The 18,190-nt window shown below is 67.9% G+C and carries 22 protein-coding genes; 13 read left to right on the plus strand and 9 right to left on the minus strand.

Going from position 1 to position 18,190, the window contains the following annotated elements; translation table 11 throughout:
- The first annotated feature begins 20 nt into the window (after positions 1-20).
- The 4 genes from ACIO3S_RS15545 (at position 21) to rsrA (ending at position 3,924) form a co-directional block, all read left to right on the plus strand.
- Entirely contained in the window at positions 21-1,349 is a 1,329-nt protein-coding gene (locus ACIO3S_RS15545; protein ID WP_400465215.1) for an ABC transporter substrate-binding protein, read from the plus strand.
- Between the two features lie 38 nt (positions 1,350-1,387).
- A complete protein-coding gene (locus ACIO3S_RS15550; protein ID WP_400465219.1) occupies positions 1,388-2,896 on the plus strand; it encodes an alpha-N-arabinofuranosidase in 1,509 nt (502 codons plus the stop codon).
- 120 nt (positions 2,897-3,016) lie between these two features.
- Positions 3,017-3,664 (plus strand): sigma-70 family RNA polymerase sigma factor, encoded by a 648-nt coding sequence (locus tag ACIO3S_RS15555; protein ID WP_350659898.1) that lies wholly within the window; start codon positions 3,017-3,019, stop codon positions 3,662-3,664.
- The gene (rsrA, locus tag ACIO3S_RS15560; protein ID WP_160027661.1) at positions 3,661-3,924 is read left to right on the plus strand and encodes a mycothiol system anti-sigma-R factor; all 264 of its coding nucleotides are present in this window, start codon (positions 3,661-3,663) and stop codon (positions 3,922-3,924) included. Before ACIO3S_RS15555 ends, rsrA begins: the two co-directional genes overlap by 4 nt.
- Before the next feature lie 80 nt (positions 3,925-4,004).
- Here rsrA and ACIO3S_RS15565 read toward each other — a convergent pair whose 3' ends face one another.
- Both ACIO3S_RS15565 and ACIO3S_RS15570 read right to left on the minus strand, forming a co-directional pair.
- Positions 4,005-4,079 (minus strand): 50S ribosomal protein bL37, encoded by a 75-nt coding sequence (locus tag ACIO3S_RS15565; RefSeq protein WP_370249596.1) that lies wholly within the window; start codon positions 4,077-4,079, stop codon positions 4,005-4,007.
- A 91-nt stretch (positions 4,080-4,170) separates the two neighbouring features.
- On the minus strand, positions 4,171-5,010 hold the full coding sequence (locus ACIO3S_RS15570) for a DUF2785 domain-containing protein (protein ID WP_160027663.1): 840 nt from the start codon (positions 5,008-5,010) through the stop codon (positions 4,171-4,173).
- Between the two features lie 83 nt (positions 5,011-5,093).
- On the opposite strand from ACIO3S_RS15570, the gene ACIO3S_RS15575 reads away from it, so the two are divergent.
- Positions 5,094-6,584, plus strand: a complete 1,491-nt coding sequence (locus ACIO3S_RS15575) for a PAS domain-containing sensor histidine kinase (RefSeq protein ID WP_160027665.1) — start codon at positions 5,094-5,096, stop codon at positions 6,582-6,584.
- A gap of 36 nt (positions 6,585-6,620) precedes the next feature.
- Here ACIO3S_RS15575 and ACIO3S_RS15580 read toward each other — a convergent pair whose 3' ends face one another.
- On the minus strand, positions 6,621-6,875 hold the full coding sequence (locus ACIO3S_RS15580) for a WhiB family transcriptional regulator (RefSeq protein ID WP_008362075.1): 255 nt from the start codon (positions 6,873-6,875) through the stop codon (positions 6,621-6,623).
- A gap of 293 nt (positions 6,876-7,168) precedes the next feature.
- On the opposite strand from ACIO3S_RS15580, the gene ACIO3S_RS15585 reads away from it, so the two are divergent.
- Entirely contained in the window at positions 7,169-7,540 is a 372-nt protein-coding gene (locus ACIO3S_RS15585; RefSeq protein ID WP_400465226.1) for a hypothetical protein, read from the plus strand.
- 1 nt (position 7,541) lies between these two features.
- Here the strand turns inward: ACIO3S_RS15585 and ACIO3S_RS15590 are convergent, their stop codons facing one another.
- The 3 genes from ACIO3S_RS15590 to sodN form a co-directional block, all read right to left on the minus strand.
- Positions 7,542-8,291, minus strand: a complete 750-nt coding sequence (locus ACIO3S_RS15590) for a SigB/SigF/SigG family RNA polymerase sigma factor (protein WP_350844350.1) — start codon at positions 8,289-8,291, stop codon at positions 7,542-7,544.
- A gap of 49 nt (positions 8,292-8,340) precedes the next feature.
- A complete protein-coding gene (locus ACIO3S_RS15595; protein WP_160027671.1) occupies positions 8,341-8,721 on the minus strand; it encodes an anti-sigma factor in 381 nt (126 codons plus the stop codon).
- Between the two features lie 195 nt (positions 8,722-8,916).
- Positions 8,917-9,318, minus strand: a complete 402-nt coding sequence (gene sodN, locus ACIO3S_RS15600; RefSeq protein ID WP_160027673.1) for a superoxide dismutase, Ni — start codon at positions 9,316-9,318, stop codon at positions 8,917-8,919.
- A 54-nt stretch (positions 9,319-9,372) separates the two neighbouring features.
- Between sodN and ACIO3S_RS15605 the strand changes: the two genes are divergently transcribed.
- The 4 genes from ACIO3S_RS15605 (at position 9,373) to ACIO3S_RS15620 (ending at position 13,920) form a co-directional block, all read left to right on the plus strand.
- Positions 9,373-9,747, plus strand: coding sequence for a S24/S26 family peptidase (locus ACIO3S_RS15605; RefSeq protein WP_400465230.1), 375 nt, complete (start codon positions 9,373-9,375; stop codon positions 9,745-9,747).
- Positions 9,748-9,910: 163 nt separating this feature from the next.
- Positions 9,911-11,104 (plus strand): NADP-dependent malic enzyme, encoded by a 1,194-nt coding sequence (locus tag ACIO3S_RS15610; RefSeq protein ID WP_400465233.1) that lies wholly within the window; start codon positions 9,911-9,913, stop codon positions 11,102-11,104.
- A 94-nt stretch (positions 11,105-11,198) separates the two neighbouring features.
- Positions 11,199-12,167 carry a zinc-binding dehydrogenase gene (locus ACIO3S_RS15615; RefSeq protein ID WP_400465236.1) on the plus strand — a complete coding sequence of 323 codons (969 nt, stop codon included), beginning with the start codon at positions 11,199-11,201 and terminating at the stop codon, positions 12,165-12,167.
- Positions 12,168-12,366: 199 nt separating this feature from the next.
- Entirely contained in the window at positions 12,367-13,920 is a 1,554-nt protein-coding gene (locus ACIO3S_RS15620) for an MDR family MFS transporter (protein ID WP_400465238.1), read from the plus strand.
- Positions 13,921-13,924: 4 nt separating this feature from the next.
- Here ACIO3S_RS15620 and ACIO3S_RS15625 read toward each other — a convergent pair whose 3' ends face one another.
- Positions 13,925-14,560, minus strand: a complete 636-nt coding sequence (locus ACIO3S_RS15625; protein WP_160027683.1) for a TetR family transcriptional regulator — start codon at positions 14,558-14,560, stop codon at positions 13,925-13,927.
- A gap of 146 nt (positions 14,561-14,706) precedes the next feature.
- Between ACIO3S_RS15625 and ACIO3S_RS15630 the strand changes: the two genes are divergently transcribed.
- From ACIO3S_RS15630 to ACIO3S_RS15640, 3 genes are read left to right on the plus strand one after another with little or no spacing between them, the layout of a single operon-like run.
- Complete coding sequence (locus ACIO3S_RS15630) at positions 14,707-15,801, plus strand: iron-sulfur cluster-binding domain-containing protein (RefSeq protein ID WP_160027685.1); 1,095 nt, start codon at positions 14,707-14,709, stop codon at positions 15,799-15,801.
- 24 nt (positions 15,802-15,825) lie between these two features.
- Positions 15,826-16,950: a fatty acid desaturase family protein gene (locus tag ACIO3S_RS15635; RefSeq protein WP_400465241.1), complete on the plus strand. Its 1,125-nt coding sequence runs from the start codon at positions 15,826-15,828 to the stop codon at positions 16,948-16,950.
- A complete protein-coding gene (locus tag ACIO3S_RS15640) occupies positions 16,947-17,180 on the plus strand; it encodes a hypothetical protein (protein ID WP_400465244.1) in 234 nt (77 codons plus the stop codon). The genes ACIO3S_RS15635 and ACIO3S_RS15640 overlap by 4 nt, the downstream gene beginning before the upstream one ends.
- 99 nt (positions 17,181-17,279) lie before the next feature.
- Here ACIO3S_RS15640 and ACIO3S_RS15645 read toward each other — a convergent pair whose 3' ends face one another.
- Together ACIO3S_RS15645 and ACIO3S_RS15650 are read right to left on the minus strand one after the other, a co-directional pair.
- A complete protein-coding gene (locus ACIO3S_RS15645; RefSeq protein ID WP_183543693.1) occupies positions 17,280-17,456 on the minus strand; it encodes a DUF6104 family protein in 177 nt (58 codons plus the stop codon).
- A 27-nt stretch (positions 17,457-17,483) separates the two neighbouring features.
- Positions 17,484-18,170, minus strand: coding sequence for a TetR/AcrR family transcriptional regulator (locus tag ACIO3S_RS15650; RefSeq protein ID WP_400465247.1), 687 nt, complete (start codon positions 18,168-18,170; stop codon positions 17,484-17,486).
- Positions 18,171-18,190 lie beyond the last annotated feature (20 nt).

Below are 18,190 nucleotides of genomic sequence, written 5' to 3' on the forward strand. Positions count from 1 at the left end.
CCTCACAGATGGAGAGAACCATGACGACAACGCGGAGAATCACCTCCCTCCTCGCCGCAGGACTCGCCGCGACGCTCGCGCTGAGCGCCTGCGGCGGCTCCGAGGACGAAGGCGGACCTGACGCCGATGGCCGCACCAGCATCGACATGTGGGTGTTCGCCGAGCTGCACGGCACCTATTACGAGGCGATGGCCGAGGAGTGGAACGAGAAGAACCCCGACAAGGAGATCAAGCTCGACGTCACGGTCTTCCCGTACGACGAGATGCACAACAAGCTCCAGCTGGCGGTGAACTCCGGCAAGGGGCTCCCGGACGTCGTGGACATCGAGGTGAACAAGTTCTCCAACTTCGTCACCGAGGACGGGCGTACGCCGCTGGCGGAGCTGTCCGAGGCCGCCGAGCCGTACGAGGACGACATCGTGCAGGCCCGGATGGACCTGTACAACCGGGAGGGGAAGCAGCTCGGCTTCCCGACCCACGTCGGGGCCCAGGTGGCCTTCTACAACGTCCCGTTGCTGGAGAAGGCCGGGGTCGACTACACGACCATCGAGACCTGGGACGACTTCAAGGCGGCCGGCGCCAAGTACAACAAGGCGACCGGCAAGGCGTTCGGCATCGCCACCACCGACACCAACATCATGCAGCCGCTGGTCATGGCGCAGCTCGGTGGCAACCTGTTCGACGAGGACGGCAATGTCACCGTGAACAGCCCGAAGGTCGTGGAGGCGGTCGAGCTGCTGCAGGAGATGCAGAAGGCCGGCGCGCTCTCGACCATCCCGGGTGGCAGCCCGGACATCGAGGAGGCCTACGGTCCCATCAACGACGGCGAGTACGCGGCCGTCGTCTACCCGGCCTGGTACACCTCCCGGTTCGTCGACTACATGCCCGACCTGGCCGGCGACGTCGCGATCGCGCCGGCGCCGGTCATCGAGGGCGGTGAGGTCGCGACGATCGGTGGCGGTGGCACCGGCACGGCGGTGATCGACAGCTCCCCGAACAAGGAGTTCGCGATGGAGTGGCTCGCCTTCGCGAAGCTGTCGCCCGAGGCCAACGTCGCCGTCTGGGAGGAGCTCGGCTTCGACCCGGTGAACATGTCGGTGTGGGAGGACAAGGAGGTCACCCACAACCCGGAGAACAAGTACAACAAGTACTTCCGGACCAACCTCTTCGACGTGCTCAACCAGGTCAAGGGCGACATCGGCCACTACGAGTCCTTCGCGGACCCGAACCTGCCCAAGGTCGACGAGGTGTTCACGACCAGCACGTACAACCAGATCTTCGGGGACGGTGTCCCGGCCAAGGAGGCGCTGGAGCAGGCGCAGGCCGATCTGGAGAACGAGCTCGAGTAGCTGCAGCTGCCGCTGCCCCGGACCAGAGAGAGGAACCCATGGAGAACGGCAAGCTCGCGATCGATCCCGCGTTCACCGTCGCCCCCGTCAACAGGAGGATCTTCGGGTCGTTCGTAGAGCACATGGGTCGATGTGTCTACGGCGGCATCTTCGAGCCGGGGCATCCGACGGCGGACGGCGACGGCCTGCGAGGTGACGTACTGGATCTCGTACGCGAGCTCGGGGTGACCGTTGTTCGCTACCCCGGGGGCAACTTCGTCTCCGGCTACAAGTGGGAGGACGGAGTGGGGCCGCGCGACCAGCGGCCGACCCGCCTTGACCCGGCGTGGCGGACCATCGAGACCAACGCGTTCGGTCTCGACGAGTTCATGGCCTGGGCGAGGAAGGCCGCTATCGAGCCCATCATGGCGGTGAACCTGGGGACGCGCGGCCTGCCGGAGGCGCTCGAGCTGCTCGAGTACGCCAACCACCCCAGCGGAACCGAGCTGTCCGAGCGTCGTATCGCGCACGGTGCCATCGAGCCGTACGGCATCCGGATGTGGTGTCTTGGCAACGAGATGGACGGCCCCTGGCAGCTGGGCCACAAGACGGCCGAGGAGTACGGCCGCCTGGCCAAGGAGGTGGCCAGCGGCATGCGTCAGTACGACGCCGACCTCGAGCTGGTCGCCTGCGGCAGCTCAGGTCGGTCGATGCCGACCTTCGGCGCGTGGGAGGCGACGGTGCTCGAGCACGCCTACGACGTGGTGGACTTCGTCTCGGCGCACGCCTACTACGAGCTCGAGGGCGACGACGTCGCAAGCTTCCTCGCCTCGTCGGTCGACATGGACCTCTTCATCCGGGAGGTCGTCGCGACCGCCGACCACATCGGGGCGAAGCTCTCCTCGCCGAAGCGGATCAACATCTCCTTCGACGAGTGGAACGTCTGGTACCTGAAGAAGTTCCAGCAGGAGGGCATGCCGAAGGAGTGGACCTTCGCGCCTCGGCTCAGCGAGGACGCGTACACGGCGCTCGACGCCGTCGTCGTCGGCTCTCTGCTCATCACGCTGCTCAAGCACAGCGACCGGGTGACCGCCGCCTGCCAGGCCCAGCTGGTCAACACCATCGGCTCGATCAGGTGCGAGCCCGGCGGGCCGGCGTGGCGGCAGTCGATCTTCCACCCGTTCTCGCTGACTGCCCGGTTCGCGCAGGGTGAGGTCCTCGAGCCGCGGGTGGTCGCTCCGACGATGGCGACCGCCAAGCACGGCGACGTCTCGGTCCTCGACGCCGTGGCGACCCACGATCCGGAGAACGGCCGTGTGGCGGTGTTCGTCGTCAACCGGCACCCGTCGGAGGCCGTGGCCTTCTCCACCGACGTGCGCTACTTCGGCCACGTGGAGCTGGTCGAGGCGACGGTCCTGGGTGGCGAGGACCTGTTCGCGGTGAACAGCATGGAGGATCCCGACCGGGTGGTGCCGAAGGCGTACGACTCGGCGAAGGTCGTGGGTAGCGCGCTCGAGGCCGAGTTGCCTCCGGCCTCATGGAGCATGTTCGTCCTGCAGACGTCCTGAGGCAGCGGTCGGCCGGGTCCGCGGACAGCAGGGAATGTTTGGCGGCCGTCGCGGCGTTCACGCAACATGACCATTCTGCTCGAACGCCCGGTGGCGAATATGTCGCCGATGAGCGCCCCGATGGTCGCGCGCGTACCCTGGGACGTGATGAGCGACAACAACGACGAGGTCGTCGACCTGGCCACCGAGACACCCGAGGAGCGCGCGCTGCGCTTCGAGCGGGACGCGCTGCCCTTCCTCGACCAGCTCTACTCGGCGGCGATGCGGATGACCCGCAACCCGTCCGATGCGGAAGACCTGGTGCAGGAGACGTTCGCCAAGGCCTACTCCTCCTTCCATCAGTTCAAGCCCGGCACCAACCTGAAGGCCTGGCTCTACCGCATCCTCACGAACACCTTCATCAACACCTACCGCAAGAAGCAGCGCCAGCCGCAGCAGTCGATGTCCGAGGACGTCGAGGACTGGCAGCTGGCGCGGGCCGAGTCGCACAGCTCGACCGGTCTGAAGTCCGCGGAGATGGAGGCGCTCGAGCACCTGCCCGACTCTCAGGTGAAGGACGCGCTGCAGCGCCTCCCGGAGGAGTTCCGGCTCGCTGTCTACCTCGCCGATGTCGAGGGATTCGCCTACAAGGAGATCGCCGAGATCATGGAAACCCCGATCGGCACCGTGATGTCGCGGCTTCACCGCGGTCGGCGCCAGCTGCGCGATCTTCTCTCGGACTACGTCCGCACCAACGACCTCACCGGCGCTCGTGGAGGTGCGTCATGAGTGCCCACAAACATGACGCGTCACCGACCGACTGCGCGGACTTCCTCGAGCAGATCGTCTTCCTGATCGACAACGAGCTGACCGCGGCGGACGCCGACCAGGTCAAGCACCACCTGCAGACCTGCAACCCGTGCCTGGAGACGTACGACCAGCAGCGCATCGTCAAGGCAGTCGTGGCGCGTTCGTGCACCGAGGTCGCCCCGGGCGACCTGCGCGCGAAGATCATGGTCCAGATCCAGGAGCTCCGCACCAGGTCCTGACGGCCCGCATCATTGGGCCATAGATGCGACGAGAGCCCCAGCCGAATCGGCTGGGGCTCTCACGTCTTTTACAGCTGTGGTCAGCTGTTGGGGCGCTTGCCGTGGTTCGCGCCCTTCTTGCGGCGCGCGCGGCGCTTGCGGCCAGTCTTGCCCATGATGATCTCCTCCATTGGGGTACGTAGACCCCGAGGGGCCTCGGCACAGTCTCTCAAACCCAGGTGCGGGAGGGCGAATCTCGACCCTCAGTCACGTCAGGTAGGTGGCGTTCGACTTCTTCAGCGCGGCGACGACGACCAGCAGCAGGTCGCCGCGGATCTGCGGGATGTCGTTGCTGAGCGCGAGCTGGATGTAGAGGGCCCGCAGGAACGCCTCGGCGTTGCCGGTGAGCAGGAACGGGTCACGGTCGGGCGTCTCCGGGGTGGCGGTGGCGACGGTGACGATCCGGTTGATCCATGGCTCCATGATGTTGAGCGGGACCAGGTTGCGGCGCAGCACGGACATCGTGGCCGCCGCCAGCCGGTCGGGCTCGCCGTGAGCGTAGATGGTGTCCCCCCGGGCGAGCACCCGGTCGGCGACCACGTCGAGGATCACCGTCAGCTCGGGCTTGCCGAGGTGCTCGGAGGCGGCCAGGGTGCCGAGCGCGTCGGCACCGCGGGCTACCGCGTGCGCCCAGCCACGCTCGGGAACGAAGGCACGCAGGTCGCGCTCGCGCAGCAGCCAGGTGGCGATCCGGTCGCCCCACTCCAGCACCTTCTCCGCGCGCACCAGCGAGCGGGCGTTGTCGCGGGCGATGCACTGGGCCAGGGCCTCGACCGAGGAGGCTCGGCGGAAGACGCCGTTGTTGCCGGAGTCGCCGAGACCGACCACAAGGCCGGCCGCCATGCCGTCGCCCAGACCCCCGAGCAGGTCGTCGTAGACGCCGCGCTGGATCCACGTCGACAGGGCCGGCACGGCCAGCCCGCTGCGTACGTCCGGATCCGGGTCGCCGAGCATCCGGGTGAGCTCGATGGTGAGGTCACCCAGCGGCCGGTCGGTGGGTACGGCGAGACCGGTTGAATGGACCTCCCGCCAGTACGCCTCCGACATGGGGAACATCCTGCCAAACCCGGCCACGCGCCGACCACCGACCCGCGCAATGCCCTACCAAGGTCTACATCTACGCTGTCCGCGTGCCCACCCTGAGTGAGCTCGCCCAGAGCCACACCGAACTCGACAGCGACGATGTCGAGTGGCTTCAGCTGCTCATGGCCGACTGGCAGATCCTGGCCGACCTCTCCTTCGCCGACCTGGTGCTGTGGCTTCCGGACAAGTCCGGGAACGGCTTCTGGGCGGCGGGTCAGATGCGTCCCACGACCGGTCCCACGGCCTATGTGGACGACATCGTCGGCATGTTCGTGCCGAAGGGGCGCCACGCCACCCTGGACGACGCCGTCGACGCCGGCAGGCTCGTCCGTGAGGGTGACCCGGAGTGGCGCGACGACCTCCCGGTGCGGGTCGAGACCATCCCCGTACGACGCGCCGGCCGGATCATCGCGGTGCTGAGCCGCAACACCAACCTCCTCGGCGTACGCACGCCCTCGAAGCTCGAGCTCTCCTACCTGCAGACCGCTGCCGACCTGACCCAGATGGTGGCCAACGGCTACTTCCCTGCGGTGGGCCAGCGCAGCGACCACACCGACACCCCTCGGGTGGGGGACGGGTTCGTGCGGGTGGACGCCGACGGCGTCGTCGACTACGCCAGCCCCAACGCGCTCTCGGTCTTCCGCCGGCTGGGACTCTCCGGCGACCTCGCCGGCCAGTCCCTGGCCGGGATGACCCGCGCCCTGGTGCCGCCGCGCAAGCGCCCCGACGAGGAGACGCTGAGCGCCGTCCTCGGCGGTCGGGCGCACCGGGACACCGAGATCGACACCGGGGTGATGGCGATCATCATGCGCTCGATCCCGCTGCGGCCACGTGGCGAGGCGATCGGTGCGCTGGTGCTGCTGCGCGACGTCACCGACCTGCGCCGACGCGATCGTGAGCTCGTCACCAAGGATGCGACGATCCGCGAGATCCACCATCGGGTGAAGAACAACCTACAAACCGTGGCCGCGCTGCTCCGGATGCAGTCTCGCCGGGTCGACTCCGGTGTCGCACAAGATGCGCTGAACGAGGCCGTACGGCGTGTCGGATCCATCGCACTGGTCCACGAGATCCTCTCCCAGCAGGCCGTCGAGGAGACCGTCGAGTTCGACGAGATCGCCGACCGGCTCGCCTCCATGGTCGGAGAGGTCACCTCGGTCGGCGTCGCGGTGCGGGTGCGCCGGGAGGGATCCTTCGGGTCGCTGCCCTCGGAGGTGGCCACGCCGATGGCGATGGTCGTCACCGAGCTGCTGCAGAACGCAGTCGAGCACGGCTACCGCGGCAACGGTCCGGGCGATCCCGAGACCGGCAAGATCGTGATGTCCGTACGACAGCAACCCGCCGGGCATCTCCAGGTGACCATCGAGGATGACGGTCATGGACTACCCGACGGGTTCAGTCTCGACACATCGACAAACTTGGGGTTGTCGATCGTGAAGACTCTCGTCGAAGGCGAGCTCGGGGGCCGGCTCTCGTTGGGGCCCCGGCCTGATGGCCATGGGGCGAGAGCTGCGGTCGAGCTGCCGTTGGAGCTCTAGGTGGAACGCTAGGGGTTGATGGCCTCTAGGGCTTGGTCAGACGGCGGTGCGGACACGGGAGCGAGCGTTGCGGCGCTTCAGCGCACGACGCTCGTCCTCGCTCAGTCCACCCCACACGCCGTGGTCCTGACCGGCCTCAAGAGCCCACTGAAGACACTGCTCCCGGACGTCGCAACGCCGGCAGACCTGCTTGGCTTCCTCGATCTGGAGGATGGCCGGACCGGTGTTTCCGATGGGGAAGAACAGTTCCGGGTCTTCATCGAGACAAGCCGAACGGTGGCGCCAATCCATGGCTGGGTAGACCCTCTTTCTGACGTAGGATGGGCAAGGCCCTGGTGGTTCGAGACCCTGCGAGTCGGCACGTGGCGGGGATGTGTGAATGTCTTCACGTGCGTGCTGGTCTCTAGAGTTCCAAGAAATGGACGCCGAAACAACCCCTAACCAGTGTCTGGTTCGTCACCGGACCGTAACACTCAGTCTTCCTGGGGCTAGACAATTCGGTAACGCGGTGAGTTACCCGCAAATCCCGTGGTGTATGCTACTGCGGATTTTCTGAGGCTTGGCGAGGGTTCTAGGCTGCTGAGGTGACCGCGCCGCATCGCCCCTGGACCCTCCTGCTGACCGTGATCGCCGCAGGCGTCGAGACCGCGGCGATGCTGGTGTGGGGAGCGCTGGAGTTCGTACGCATCCCCGACGCCGCCTCGCTCACGACCGCGATCGCGGGCGGGCTGTTCTTCCTGCTCTGCGCCGCCGGCATCGGCTGGTGTGCCGCCATGTTCTGGCGACTGGAGTCGTGGGCGCGGGCGCCGCTGGTGCTCGTCCAGCTGATCGTGCTCGGTCTGGCCTGGAACCTCCGCGACGATCTCACGATCGCGGGCGGGCTGGCGCTGGTCGCGGTCGTCGCCCTCGTCGGCATCTTCGCACCGCCGAGCATCGCCGCGCTCGAGGAGCGCTGATCTAGTCCTCCTCCAGCGCCTTGCGGAGCTGGGCGAGCGAGCGGTTGAGCAGCCGGGAGACCTGCATCTGGGAGACCCCGAGCTCGGCGGCGATCTCGGTCTGGGTCTTGTTGCGGAAGAACTTCAGCATCAGCACCTGCTTCTCGTGGGCGGAGAGGCTGTCGAGCACCGGCTTGATCGACTCCCGCACCTCGACGTCGTCCAGGCGCAGGTCGTGGGCGGTCAGCGAGTCGAGCATCGGCGCGGTCTCGTCGCTCTCGGAGTCGAGGGACAGCGCTGCGTACGCATTGCTGGACTCCAGGCCCTCGACGACGGTCTCCAGGCTGACCCCGAGCCGGGTGGCGAGGTCGCGGGCCGTGGGGGAGCGGCCGAGCTCCTGGGAGAGCTCCGCGGTGGCGTCGCGGAGGTTCTGCTGCAGGTCCCGAAGACGGCGCGGCACGCTGACGGCCCACCGGCTGTCGCGGAAGTAGCGCTTGATCTCGCCGAGGATCGTGGGTACCGCGTACGTCGAGAACTCCACGTCACGGGAGAGGTCATAGCGGTCGACGGCGTTGAGGAGGCCCACGACCCCGACCTGGACGAGGTCCTCGTGCGGCTCGCCGCGGCCGTAGAACTGGGAGGCGCAGTATTCGACCAGCGCCATGTTGAGGTGGACCAGCTCGTCGCGAGCGGCGGTCCGTTCCGCGTCGGGCAGGTCCGGCCCGGCGAGGGCCCTGAAGAGCTCCCGGGAGCGGGCGCGGGCGTCATCCACCTCGCTGGTGCTCCTGGACCTCGACGACCGAATCGTCTCCTGCGCCATGTCAGCGCGCGGCTCCAAGCGGGGTCGCTCCCGCGACCAGGGAAATCCTGAGCTGATCACCGTCGGGGGTGGCGGTGACCTCCCTGGCCAGCGTGGTGAGTACCTGCCAGGCGAAGCTCTCCTCGTCGATCTCCGCCTCGGCGTCGCAGGTCGTGGTCACGGTGACTCCGATGGTGTCCTCGCCCAGGTCGAAGACGACGTCCAGGTCAGCGGCGTCCGCGGCGCACTCCAGGCAGATCGCCGCCGCCTCGCTGACCGCCATCCGCAGGTCCTCGATGTCCTCGAGCGTGAAGTCGAGGCGCGCGGCGAGCGCGGCGGTGGTCGTACGCAGCACGGAGACGTAAGCGCCTTCTGCGGGAAGGCGCAGCTCGACCTGGGGCATCTGGGTTTATCAGTCCTTCTGTGGGAGTCCCGACGATTATGCAACGAGACCGGCCTCGCCGCGCCGTTAACGCACCACAGCCGCTCCGTGAACGGAGCGGCTGTGGCGTACGGGCTGAGTCGAGGCTCAGGCCTTCTTGTCTTCAGATCCCGGCTGACGCCGTGATCTGGCTTCTCGCAAGTCGGCCTTCGTTCCTCAGGCCTTCTTGGTGGCCCAGAAGATCTCGGCGATCTCGTCGATCTTGGCGAGGAGCTTGTCGGCGACCTCGAGGTCGAGGGTGCCCTTGGTGCCGGAGGCGCCGGCGAGCTTGGTGGCCTCGTTGACGAGGGTGTGGAGCTGGGGGTAGGCCTCGAAGTGCGGGGGCTTGAAGTAGTCGGTCCACAGCACCCAGAGGTGGTGCTTGACCAGCTCGGAGCGCTGCTCCTTGATGATCACCGCGCGGGTGCGGAAGTCGGGGTCGTCGCTGTCCAGGGCCTTGGCGATGACGGCCTTGACGGACTCGGCCTCGATGCGGGCCTGGGCGGGGTCGTAGACGCCGCAGGGCAGGTCGCAGTGGGCCGAGACCTCGATGGTGGGAGCGAAAAGTCGCGCGAACATGCGGGTCCTCTCAAAGAGTGTTCATGTGTCCTACGGATTGCGACACTACTCCGCATGGAAGACATCGCGGCCAGGGCACCCCGACACAGCTGGGGGATGGCGAAGGTCGTAGGGGTCTCGATGGAGCCGACGCTGCGAGCGGGAGACCGGTTGTGGGTCTCCTACGGACGTACGCCGAAGCCCGGGTCCGTGGTCGTCGCTCGGCTCGCCGACGGGGCGGTCGTGGTGAAGCGGGCGGTGGAGCGGCGTACGACCGTCTCCGGGCGCCCGGGGTGGTGGTTGCTCTCGGACAACCCGGCCGCTCCCGGGGTGATCGACTCCCGTCACCGGGGGCCCGTCGCGGACTCCGACGTGCTCGGCGTCGTCGTGGCCCGACTCTGGCCACGCCCACGTTTCCTGGGTGAGTCTCTGGATGAGGGCTCCAGATGAGGGCTTCGTCACCTGTAGGAAACATCAACCGCTTCCTCCGGTAGCCTGTGGGAAACTGCCATCCGGGCATCACATCCCTGTAGATGGCGCCTTGCGCGGCTCCACCCTTCGGCTCGCGTTCGACCGCCCGACGTCCGAGTCCGTAGTTTTCTGGAGGCCCCCTATGACCGAGTCCACCCTGTCCACCGAGAGCACCGCCTATGACGGCGACCCGGTGTTCGAGCTTCACCGCGGCGGCAAGATGGCGATCGCGGCGACCGCATCGGTCTCCGACAAGGCATCGCTGTCGATGGCCTACACCCCCGGTGTCGCCCGGGTCTGCACCGCGATCGCCGAGAACCCGGAGCTGGCCCACACCTACACCTGGGTGCCCAACACCGTCGCGGTCGTCACCGACGGCACCGCGGTGCTCGGTCTCGGTGACATCGGCCCGGCCGCCGCGATGCCGGTGATGGAGGGCAAGGCGGTCCTGTTCAAGGAGTTCGGCGGCGTCGACTCGATCCCGATCTGCCTGGACACCACCGACGTGGACGAGATCGTCGAGACCGTCATCCGGATGGCGCCGAGCTTCGGCGGGATCAACCTCGAGGACATCTCCGCACCGCGCTGCTTCGAGATCGAGGACCGCCTCAAGGAGGCGCTCGACATCCCGGTCTTCCACGACGACCAGCACGGCACCGCCGTGGTCACGCTGGCCGCGCTGATGAACGCGCTGAAGCTGACCGGCCGCAACCCGGAGTCGACCCGCGTGGTCATCTCCGGTGCCGGCGCCGCCGGGGTCGCGGTCGCCAAGATCCTGCTCGAGTTCGGCATCAAGGACCTCGCCCTGCTCGACCGCAAGGGCGTCATCTCCTCCACCCGCTCGGACCTGACCGCGTCGAAGAAGGCGATCGCCGAGGTGACCGCGGACGTCACCGGCCGCTCGGGCTCGCTGGCCGACGCGCTGTCCGGCGCCGACGTCTACGTCGGTGTCTCCGGCGGCACCGTCCCCGAGGAGCTCGTCGCGACCATGGCCCCGCAGGCCATCGTCTTCGCGATGGCCAACCCGAACCCGGAGATCCACCCCGACGTGGCGCACAAGTACGCCAGCATCGTCGCGACCGGCCGCTCGGACTTCCCCAACCAGATCAACAACGTCCTCGCCTTCCCCGGCATCTTCCGGGGTGCGATCGACGTGCACGCCTCCTCGATCACCGAGGGGATGAAGCTCGCCGCCGCGCAGGCGCTGGCCGCTCTGGTCGGTGACGAGCTCTCCGCGGACAAGATCATCCCCGAGCCGTTCGACCCCCGCGTCGGCCCCGCCGTCTCCGCTGCGGTCGCCGAGGCAGCGAGGGCTGACGGGGTCGCCCGCGCCTGACATGCCGAGTCGGCGCGTTCTAACGCGCCGACTCGGAGGGTCTGACTGTCAAGACGGGCCGACTCGGCGGGGCGTGGTCGGTAGGGTCGGGCGCATGTTCGCTGCGTACGCCGAGAAGTTCTCATCCGACGATCCGATCTCCGGCCTCGTGCTGGGGGAGCGGCCCGACCCTGTCGCTCCGGACGGGTGGACGACGGTCACCGTCAAGGCGGCCTCGCTCAACCACCACGACCTGTGGTCGCTGCAGGGGGTCGGGCTCAAGGCCGAGGCGCTGCCGATGATCCTGGGCTGCGACGCGGCCGGCCTCGACGAGGACGGCAACGAGGTCGTGGTGCACTCGGTGATCTCCTCGCCCGACTGGACCGGCGACGAGACCCTCGACCCGAAGCGGTCGCTGCTCTCCGAGCGTCACCAGGGCACCTTCGCCGAGAAGGTCATCGTGCCGCGGCGCAACGTCGTGCCGAAGCCCGCCGGGATGTCGTTCGAGGAGGCCGCCTGTCTGCCGACGGCATGGCTGACGGCCTACCGGATGCTGTTCACCCAGGGCGGGCTCAAGGCCGGCGACTCGGTCCTGGTGCAGGGCGCCGGCGGGGGAGTGGCGACCGCGGCGATCACGCTCGCGCGGGCGGCCGGCCTCAAGGTCTACGCGACCTCGCGTGACGAGGCGAAGCAGAAGCGCGCCCTCGAGCTCGGTGCCCACGAGGCCCTGCCGTCGGGGGAGAGGCTGCCGGTCAAGGTCGACGCGGTGATCGAGACCGTCGGCCGGGCGACCTGGAAGCACTCGGTGCGCTCGCTGCGTCCGGGTGGGGCGATCATCATCAGCGGCACCACGTCCGGGGCGAACCTCGACGACGCGATGCTGACCAACATCTTCTTCCTGCAGTTGAAGGTGATCGGCTCGACGATGGGCACCCGCAACGAGCTGGCCAGCCTGGTCTCGCTGCTCGAGGCCACCGGCACCCGCCCGCTGATCGACCGCACCATGGCGCTGACCGAGGCCAAGGCCGGCTTCGAGGCGATGCACGCCGGTGATCTCTTCGGGAAGGTCATCTTCACTCTGTGACGCCGGCGGTGTGACGTACGGACTTGTGACGTACGGAATATCGTTCGACTCTCCCCGGTTCAACAAGGGACCATTGAGTGTCACTGCCGGGGGGCTCGAAAAGTTTCTCGTGGCGTGATGTCGAAATCGGCCTCGCCCGTTCGATCTATGTATAGAGCGGGCGGCACCGGGCCCCTGCGTACGACCCGAGGAACTCGTCATGACTGCTGCCGTCACAACATCGCACCGTCCACTCGACGGTGAGAAGCGGCGTACGCCTGCCGTCATCACCCTGCTCGTGCTGGCCACCTTCGTGGTGATCCTCAACGAGACGATCATGCTCAACGCGATCCCGAACCTGATGAACAGCTTCGGGGTCACCGAGCATGCCGCTCAGTGGGTCTCGACCGCGTTCATGCTGACCATGGCGTCGGTGATCCCGGTGACCGGCTGGTTCCTGCAGCGGGTGACGACCAGGACCGCGTACGCCACGGCGATGGGTGTCTTCATCGCCGGCACCCTGATCTCGGCGATCGCGCCGGTCTTCGGGATCCTGCTCGCCGGCCGGGTCATCCAGGCCGCCGGCACCGCGGTGATGATGCCGCTGCTGATGACCACGCTGATGACGGTGGTCGACGAGAACGACCGGGGTCGGGTGATGGGCAACGTCACCATGGCGATCTCGGTCGCGCCGGCGCTGGGCCCGACGATCTCCGGGCTGATCCTCGGCTTCGGCTCGTGGCGACTGCTCTTCCTGCTGGTCCTGCCGATCGCCGTCGGCGTCGCCTGGTCCGGGCTGCGCCGGCTGGAGAACGTCAACGAGCCCGCGGAGTCGAGCGTGGACTGGGCCTCCGTGGTGATCGCCGCGCTCGGGTTCGGCTCGCTCGTCTACGGGCTGAGCCGGTTCGCCGAGGGTGAGGTCGGGCGTCCGGTCGTCATCGCCGCCTTCGGTGCCCTGCTGATCCTCGCGTTCGTGCTCCGTCAGCTCCGGCTGCAGCGGGTCGGATCGCCGCTGCTGGACCTGCGCGCGTTCCTGCACCCCACCTTCACCAAGTCGCTGGTCCTGATGGCGATCGCGTTCCTGGCGATGATGGGCTCGATGATCCTGCTGCCGCTCTACCTGCAGACGGTGCGCGGTCTGTCCCCGCTGATGACCGGTCTGCTGGTCATGCCCGGTGGCTTGGCCATGGGTCTGCTCGGGCCGACCGTGGGGCGGATCTTCGACACCTACGGTGGCCGGGTGCTCGTCATCCCTGGCTCCGTCGGCATCGTGGTCGCTCTCGCCGGGCTCGCTCAGATCTCGCTGACCACGCCCTACTTGCTCGTGCTGGTGCTCCACCTGGTCCTGATGGTCAGCCTGGCGGCTGCCTTCACCCCGGTCTTCACGCTGGGTCTCGGGTCGCTGCCGTCCCACCTCTACTCCCACGGCTCCTCGATCCTGGGCACGCTCCAGCAGGTCGCGGCGGCGTTCGGCACCGCCCTGGCGGTCACCGTGATGTCCGTACGCAGCGACCAGGTCATCGACGAGGTCGGTGCCGTCGCGGCCCAGGTGAGCGGCCTGCAGGCCGCATTCATGGTCAGTGCCGCGCTGGCTCTGATCGTGGTCGTGATGGCTGTCCTGCTGCCGGCTCGTGCCGAGGGCTACGGCGAGTCTGACGAGGCGCCTGCTGATGACTCTGCTGAGGACTCGGCGGGGGAGCCGGGTGCCGATATCGATGCCGAGCTCGCCGAGCTGTGCGAGCACGGCCGCAAGACCGCGGTGTGCGGCTGCTAGTCGGCTACGGCTCCGAGCGCCACTGATAGACGCCGATCAGCAGCATCCTCAGCTGGGTGCGCACGGTGGCGACGATCTGCTCCTCCTGCTCGGGGCGGGTGGTGGAGAGGATCTGCTCGGCGGTCGCGACCAGGACGGTCACGAACAGCGACGAGAGCACGTGCAGGTCCTTGGCCGTCCAGGTGTCGGTGCCGGTCATCAGCGCCAGATCGGTGGCGAGCTCGCGCTCGCAGAGCTCGATCTCGCGCCGGATGGCGTCGCGCACCGAACGCGGCCCGGCGACCCGCTCGCGGGCGATGAAGCCGAAGTGATCGCGGCGGCGGTGGACGTGGTCGACCAGGGCATCGATCGAGCCGTCGACGATGTCTTGGTCGGCCTGGGCGTTGCGGCGTACGTCGCGGAAGAGGTCGCGCAGCGAGTCGAAGGACTCCTCGACCAGCGCCAGCCCGAGCGACTCGATGGAGTCGAAGTGGCGGTAGAACGCGGTCGGCACGATGCCGACCTGCTTGGCGACCTGGCGTAGCGAGAGCGCCGTCAGCGAGCTGTCGGTGCACAGCTCCAGCGTCGCGTCCAGGATCGCTCGCCGGGTCCGAAGCTTGCGCTCCGCACGGCTCTCCGGCTCCGCACCCGTATCGATCACCAGACCATCCTAGGGGCAGTGGCCGGTGGACCGTCAGGTGCACACCTGTACACCGTGATCTGGACCACGTCCGTGGCGTCTTGACGCGTGCTGCGATCACCCGCCATGGTTGTCGGTGTACAGATGTTCACTGAAAGGCGATACACATGGCACTCGACCTCGGCGGCCGGATCCTCCGCTCCCGCACGGTTGCGGCGCTCGCCTCACCGCACGGCATCGACCGCTACCTGACCCAGATCAACCCGATGCTGGCCGCGCACGAGGTGCGCGCCCGCATCACCGACATCCACCCGGAGGTGAGCGCGCCCGGCGCGCCCCGGGTGGCGACCGTGACGCTCCAGCCCACCTCGACCTGGCGCGGCCACCGCGCTGGCCAGCACGTCAGTGTCGGCATCGACACGGGGGAGGGGCGGCGCACCACCCGCGTCTTCACCGTCTCCAACACCGAGGGGAAGCCGGGTGAGCCGCTCACCATCACGGTGCGTGCCCACGACGACGAGCACGCGACCCCCTACAGCATCTCCAAGTACCTGACCGAGCGAGCCACAGTCGGCACCCTGGTCCACCTGTCTCAGGCCGAGGGCGACTTCGTCCTCCCCGACCGCGTGCCCGAGCACATCGTGCTGATCTCGGGCGGTTCCGGCATCACTCCGGTGATGTCCATGCTCCGCTCCCTGCAGCGGCGTACGCACCGGGGCAAGGTCACCTTCCTGCACTGGGCGCCCAGCGCCGACCGCCAGATCTTCGCCGACGAGCTCGAGGAGATCCGGCACCAGGGCCACGGCGTCGACCTGCACATCCTCCACACCGCCGACGGGGCGCCCTACCTCTCCCCGGCGCTGCTCTCGAAGCTGGTCCCGGGATATCGGGACCTGCCGACCTGGGCCTGCGGACCGGCTTCGCTCATCGAGGCGGCCCAGGCTGCGTACGAGGGTACGGAGTCGCTCCGGGTGGAGTACTTCAAGCCGCCCAAGAACGCCGGCGTGGCCGGCGGCGAGATGGAGTTCGCGCGCACCGGCAAGACCGTCGCCAACGACGGCGCCACGATCCTCGACCAGGCCGAGGCCGCGGGGCTTACCCCCGAGTCCGGCTGCCGGATGGGGATCTGCTTCTCCTGCACGACCAACAAGAGCTCCGGGCGGGTCCGCAACGTCCTGACCGGCGAGACCTCCGAGCTCCCCGACGAGCAGATCCGGATCTGCGTGAGCACGCCCGAGGGCGACTGCTCCGTGGACCTCTGACGATTCCTTCAAGGAGACACCCCCATGACCACTGTTGAGAAGACCGGAAACCGCCGACTGAGCCCCCAGGAGCTGGAGGCGTTCGGCGCCGAGATGGAGGCCATCCGCCAGCGGATCGTCGCCGACCTGGGCGAGAAGGACTCGACGTACATCTACGACATCGTCAAGAAGCAGCGCGCCTTCGAGCTCGCCGGCCGCGCGCTCTTCTACCTGCCCGTGATCGGTTGGGTCCCGGCCGTCGCCTGTCTGTCGATCTCCAAGATCCTCGACAACATGGAGATCGGGCACAACGTCATGCACGGCCAGTACGACTGGATGGGCGACCCCGACCTCAACTCGCGCATGTTCGACTGGGACACGATGGCGCCGGCCGAGAACTGGAAGTACGGCCACAACTACATGCACCACACGTTCACGAACATCGTGGGCAAGGACCGCGACGTGGGCTACGGCATCCTCCGGATGGACGAGGACCAGAAGTGGCACCCGTACTACCTCGGCAACCCGCTGTACGCGTTCCTGCTGATGACGTTCTTCGAGTGGGGCGTGGCGATGCACGACCTCGAGGTCGACGAACTCGTCGCCGGTCGTCGCACATGGGCCGAGAACAAGGAGATCGGCGCCCGGATCTGGCGCAAGGTGAAGAAGCAGACGCTGAAGGACTACGTCCTCTTCCCGCTGCTCACCGGTCCGCTCGCGCCGCTCACCTTCGCGGGCAACTTCACCGCCAACATCATCCGCAACCTGTGGACCTTCAACATCATCTTCTGCGGCCACTTCCCGGCCGGCGTGGCGTCGTTCTCGCAGGAGGAGTGCGAGAACGAGACCCAGGGTCACTGGTACTACCGCCAGCTGCTCGGCTCCGCCAACATCACCGGCAGCCGGACCTTCCACATCATGTCCGGCAACCTGTCCCACCAGATCGAGCACCACCTCTTCCCCGACCTCCCGGCGCGCCGCTACCCGGAGATCGCCGAGGAGGTCCGCGAGATCTGCGAGCGCTACGGCCTCTCCTACAACACCGGCCCGCTGCACCAGCAGCTGTGGGGCGTCTTCAAGAAGATCTGCAAGTACGCCCTCCCCGACCGCAAGCGCCCCGCCGCTGATGATGCCGAGACCGCTCCCGCTCTCCAGGGAGTCGCGGCATGACGCCTGAGCAGCCACAATGGGTTGTCATGGAGCCCGAGCTGAGCAAGAACGAGATCCGCAAGGATGTCGCGCAGAGCGCCGTCGAGGTCACCGCGACCACCGTCGGCCAGGTCACCATGATCATCACCGGTGCCGTACGCGATGTGGCCGGTGCCATCGGTGGCCTCGCCACCGAGCTCTTCGAGCTCCGTGCCGCCGCCAAGCGTGCCGAGAAAGACCTCGGCGAATAGGTAGTTCTGGCGGCCGAATCCGCAGTTGTGGGCGACGAAACCATCGTTTCGTCGCCCACAACTGATTTCTCGGCTCGCCAGAACTGAGGATTCGGCTGGTCAGTCCTCGGGGTCGTCGAGGCGGGCCAGCCAGGTGGCGAGGCGCTCGATGGGGGTCTCGTGCTCGGGGTGTACGTCGACGAAGGCCTGGAGCTGCTCGGCCAGCCAGGCGAGGGTGACCTCCTCGTCGCCCCGACGGGTGACGAGCTCCTCGATGCCGCGGTCGGTGAAGTACATGGCGTCAGTCTTTCATTCTCCGGTTGATCAGTTGCCAGCCAGTGGTGCGTCGGAGGCCGGGCCTCCGGAGAGGCCGCGTACGACCATGCCGAGGGTGGCGTTGATGAGCCGATCACGCTCGGAGTCGGGGCAGGTGCGGTAGGGCCCGTCGACGAGCAGGACCGCGAGGCCGTGGACGGTGGACCAGGCCGCCGTCTCGGCGTCGGGGCGAAGCTCTGGGGCCAGCCAGCCGGCCGCGACGAGGTCGTCGAGGGCCGTGGTCAGGAAGGCGTACGGCGGGGCTTCGGCGAGGATCGCGGACATCTCCCCGGGTGGGTGTGGGTCTCCGTCGTGCGGGCGGAGGAAGGCGGTGCGGAACAGGCCGGGCTGAGCGAGCGCGAAGCGGATGTAGCCGCGCCCGGCCGCCGCGAGGCGCTGTACCGCGGCCTCGGCCGGATGCGGTGCCGGCTTCTCGGCGGCCAGGAGATCGAGGATCGTCGCGGCCAGCCGGTCCATGGCCTCGTGCTTGGCGGCGACGAGCAGGTCGGCCTGGTTGGCGAAGTGGCGGTAGGTCGCGGTCGGGGTCACGCCGACGGCGCGGGCTGCGGCTCGGATGGTCACCGCGTCCGGGCCGCCCTCCTCGGCAAGCGTCGCGGCCGCATCGACCAGTGCGTTCCGGAGGTCGCCGTGGTGGTAGGGCCGGGCGCCCTCGTCCGAGCTCTCTGAGGGTTTCACGGAATTCATGTTGACACCTG

Source organism: Nocardioides sp. NPDC087217 (genome assembly GCF_044744805.1).
GTDB lineage: Bacteria > Actinomycetota > Actinomycetes > Propionibacteriales > Nocardioidaceae > Nocardioides.

Excerpts from the sequence above, each read along its gene's own strand:
- ACIO3S_RS15605 (WP_400465230.1), top strand. The coding sequence starts at position 9,373 with ATGGAAGACATCGCGGCCAGGGCACCCCGACACAGCTGGGGGATGGCG.
- ACIO3S_RS15640 (WP_400465244.1), top strand. The coding sequence starts at position 16,947 with ATGACGCCTGAGCAGCCACAATGGGTTGTCATGGAGCCCGAGCTGAGC.
- ACIO3S_RS15630 (WP_160027685.1), top strand. The coding sequence starts at position 14,707 with ATGGCACTCGACCTCGGCGGCCGGATCCTCCGCTCCCGCACGGTTGCG.
- rsrA (WP_160027661.1), top strand. The coding sequence starts at position 3,661 with ATGAGTGCCCACAAACATGACGCGTCACCGACCGACTGCGCGGACTTC.
- ACIO3S_RS15595 (WP_160027671.1), bottom strand. The coding sequence starts at position 8,721 with ATGCCCCAGGTCGAGCTGCGCCTTCCCGCAGAAGGCGCTTACGTCTCC.
- ACIO3S_RS15610 (WP_400465233.1), top strand. The coding sequence starts at position 9,911 with ATGACCGAGTCCACCCTGTCCACCGAGAGCACCGCCTATGACGGCGAC.
- ACIO3S_RS15580 (WP_008362075.1), bottom strand. The coding sequence starts at position 6,875 with ATGGATTGGCGCCACCGTTCGGCTTGTCTCGATGAAGACCCGGAACTG.
- ACIO3S_RS15645 (WP_183543693.1), bottom strand. The coding sequence starts at position 17,456 with ATGTACTTCACCGACCGCGGCATCGAGGAGCTCGTCACCCGTCGGGGC.
- ACIO3S_RS15545 (WP_400465215.1), top strand. The coding sequence starts at position 21 with ATGACGACAACGCGGAGAATCACCTCCCTCCTCGCCGCAGGACTCGCC.
- sodN (WP_160027673.1), bottom strand. The coding sequence starts at position 9,318 with ATGTTCGCGCGACTTTTCGCTCCCACCATCGAGGTCTCGGCCCACTGC.
- ACIO3S_RS15550 (WP_400465219.1), top strand. The coding sequence starts at position 1,388 with ATGGAGAACGGCAAGCTCGCGATCGATCCCGCGTTCACCGTCGCCCCC.
- ACIO3S_RS15620 (WP_400465238.1), top strand. The coding sequence starts at position 12,367 with ATGACTGCTGCCGTCACAACATCGCACCGTCCACTCGACGGTGAGAAG.
- ACIO3S_RS15555 (WP_350659898.1), top strand. The coding sequence starts at position 3,017 with ATGGTCGCGCGCGTACCCTGGGACGTGATGAGCGACAACAACGACGAG.
- ACIO3S_RS15635 (WP_400465241.1), top strand. The coding sequence starts at position 15,826 with ATGACCACTGTTGAGAAGACCGGAAACCGCCGACTGAGCCCCCAGGAG.
- ACIO3S_RS15615 (WP_400465236.1), top strand. The coding sequence starts at position 11,199 with ATGTTCGCTGCGTACGCCGAGAAGTTCTCATCCGACGATCCGATCTCC.
- ACIO3S_RS15570 (WP_160027663.1), bottom strand. The coding sequence starts at position 5,010 with ATGTCGGAGGCGTACTGGCGGGAGGTCCATTCAACCGGTCTCGCCGTA.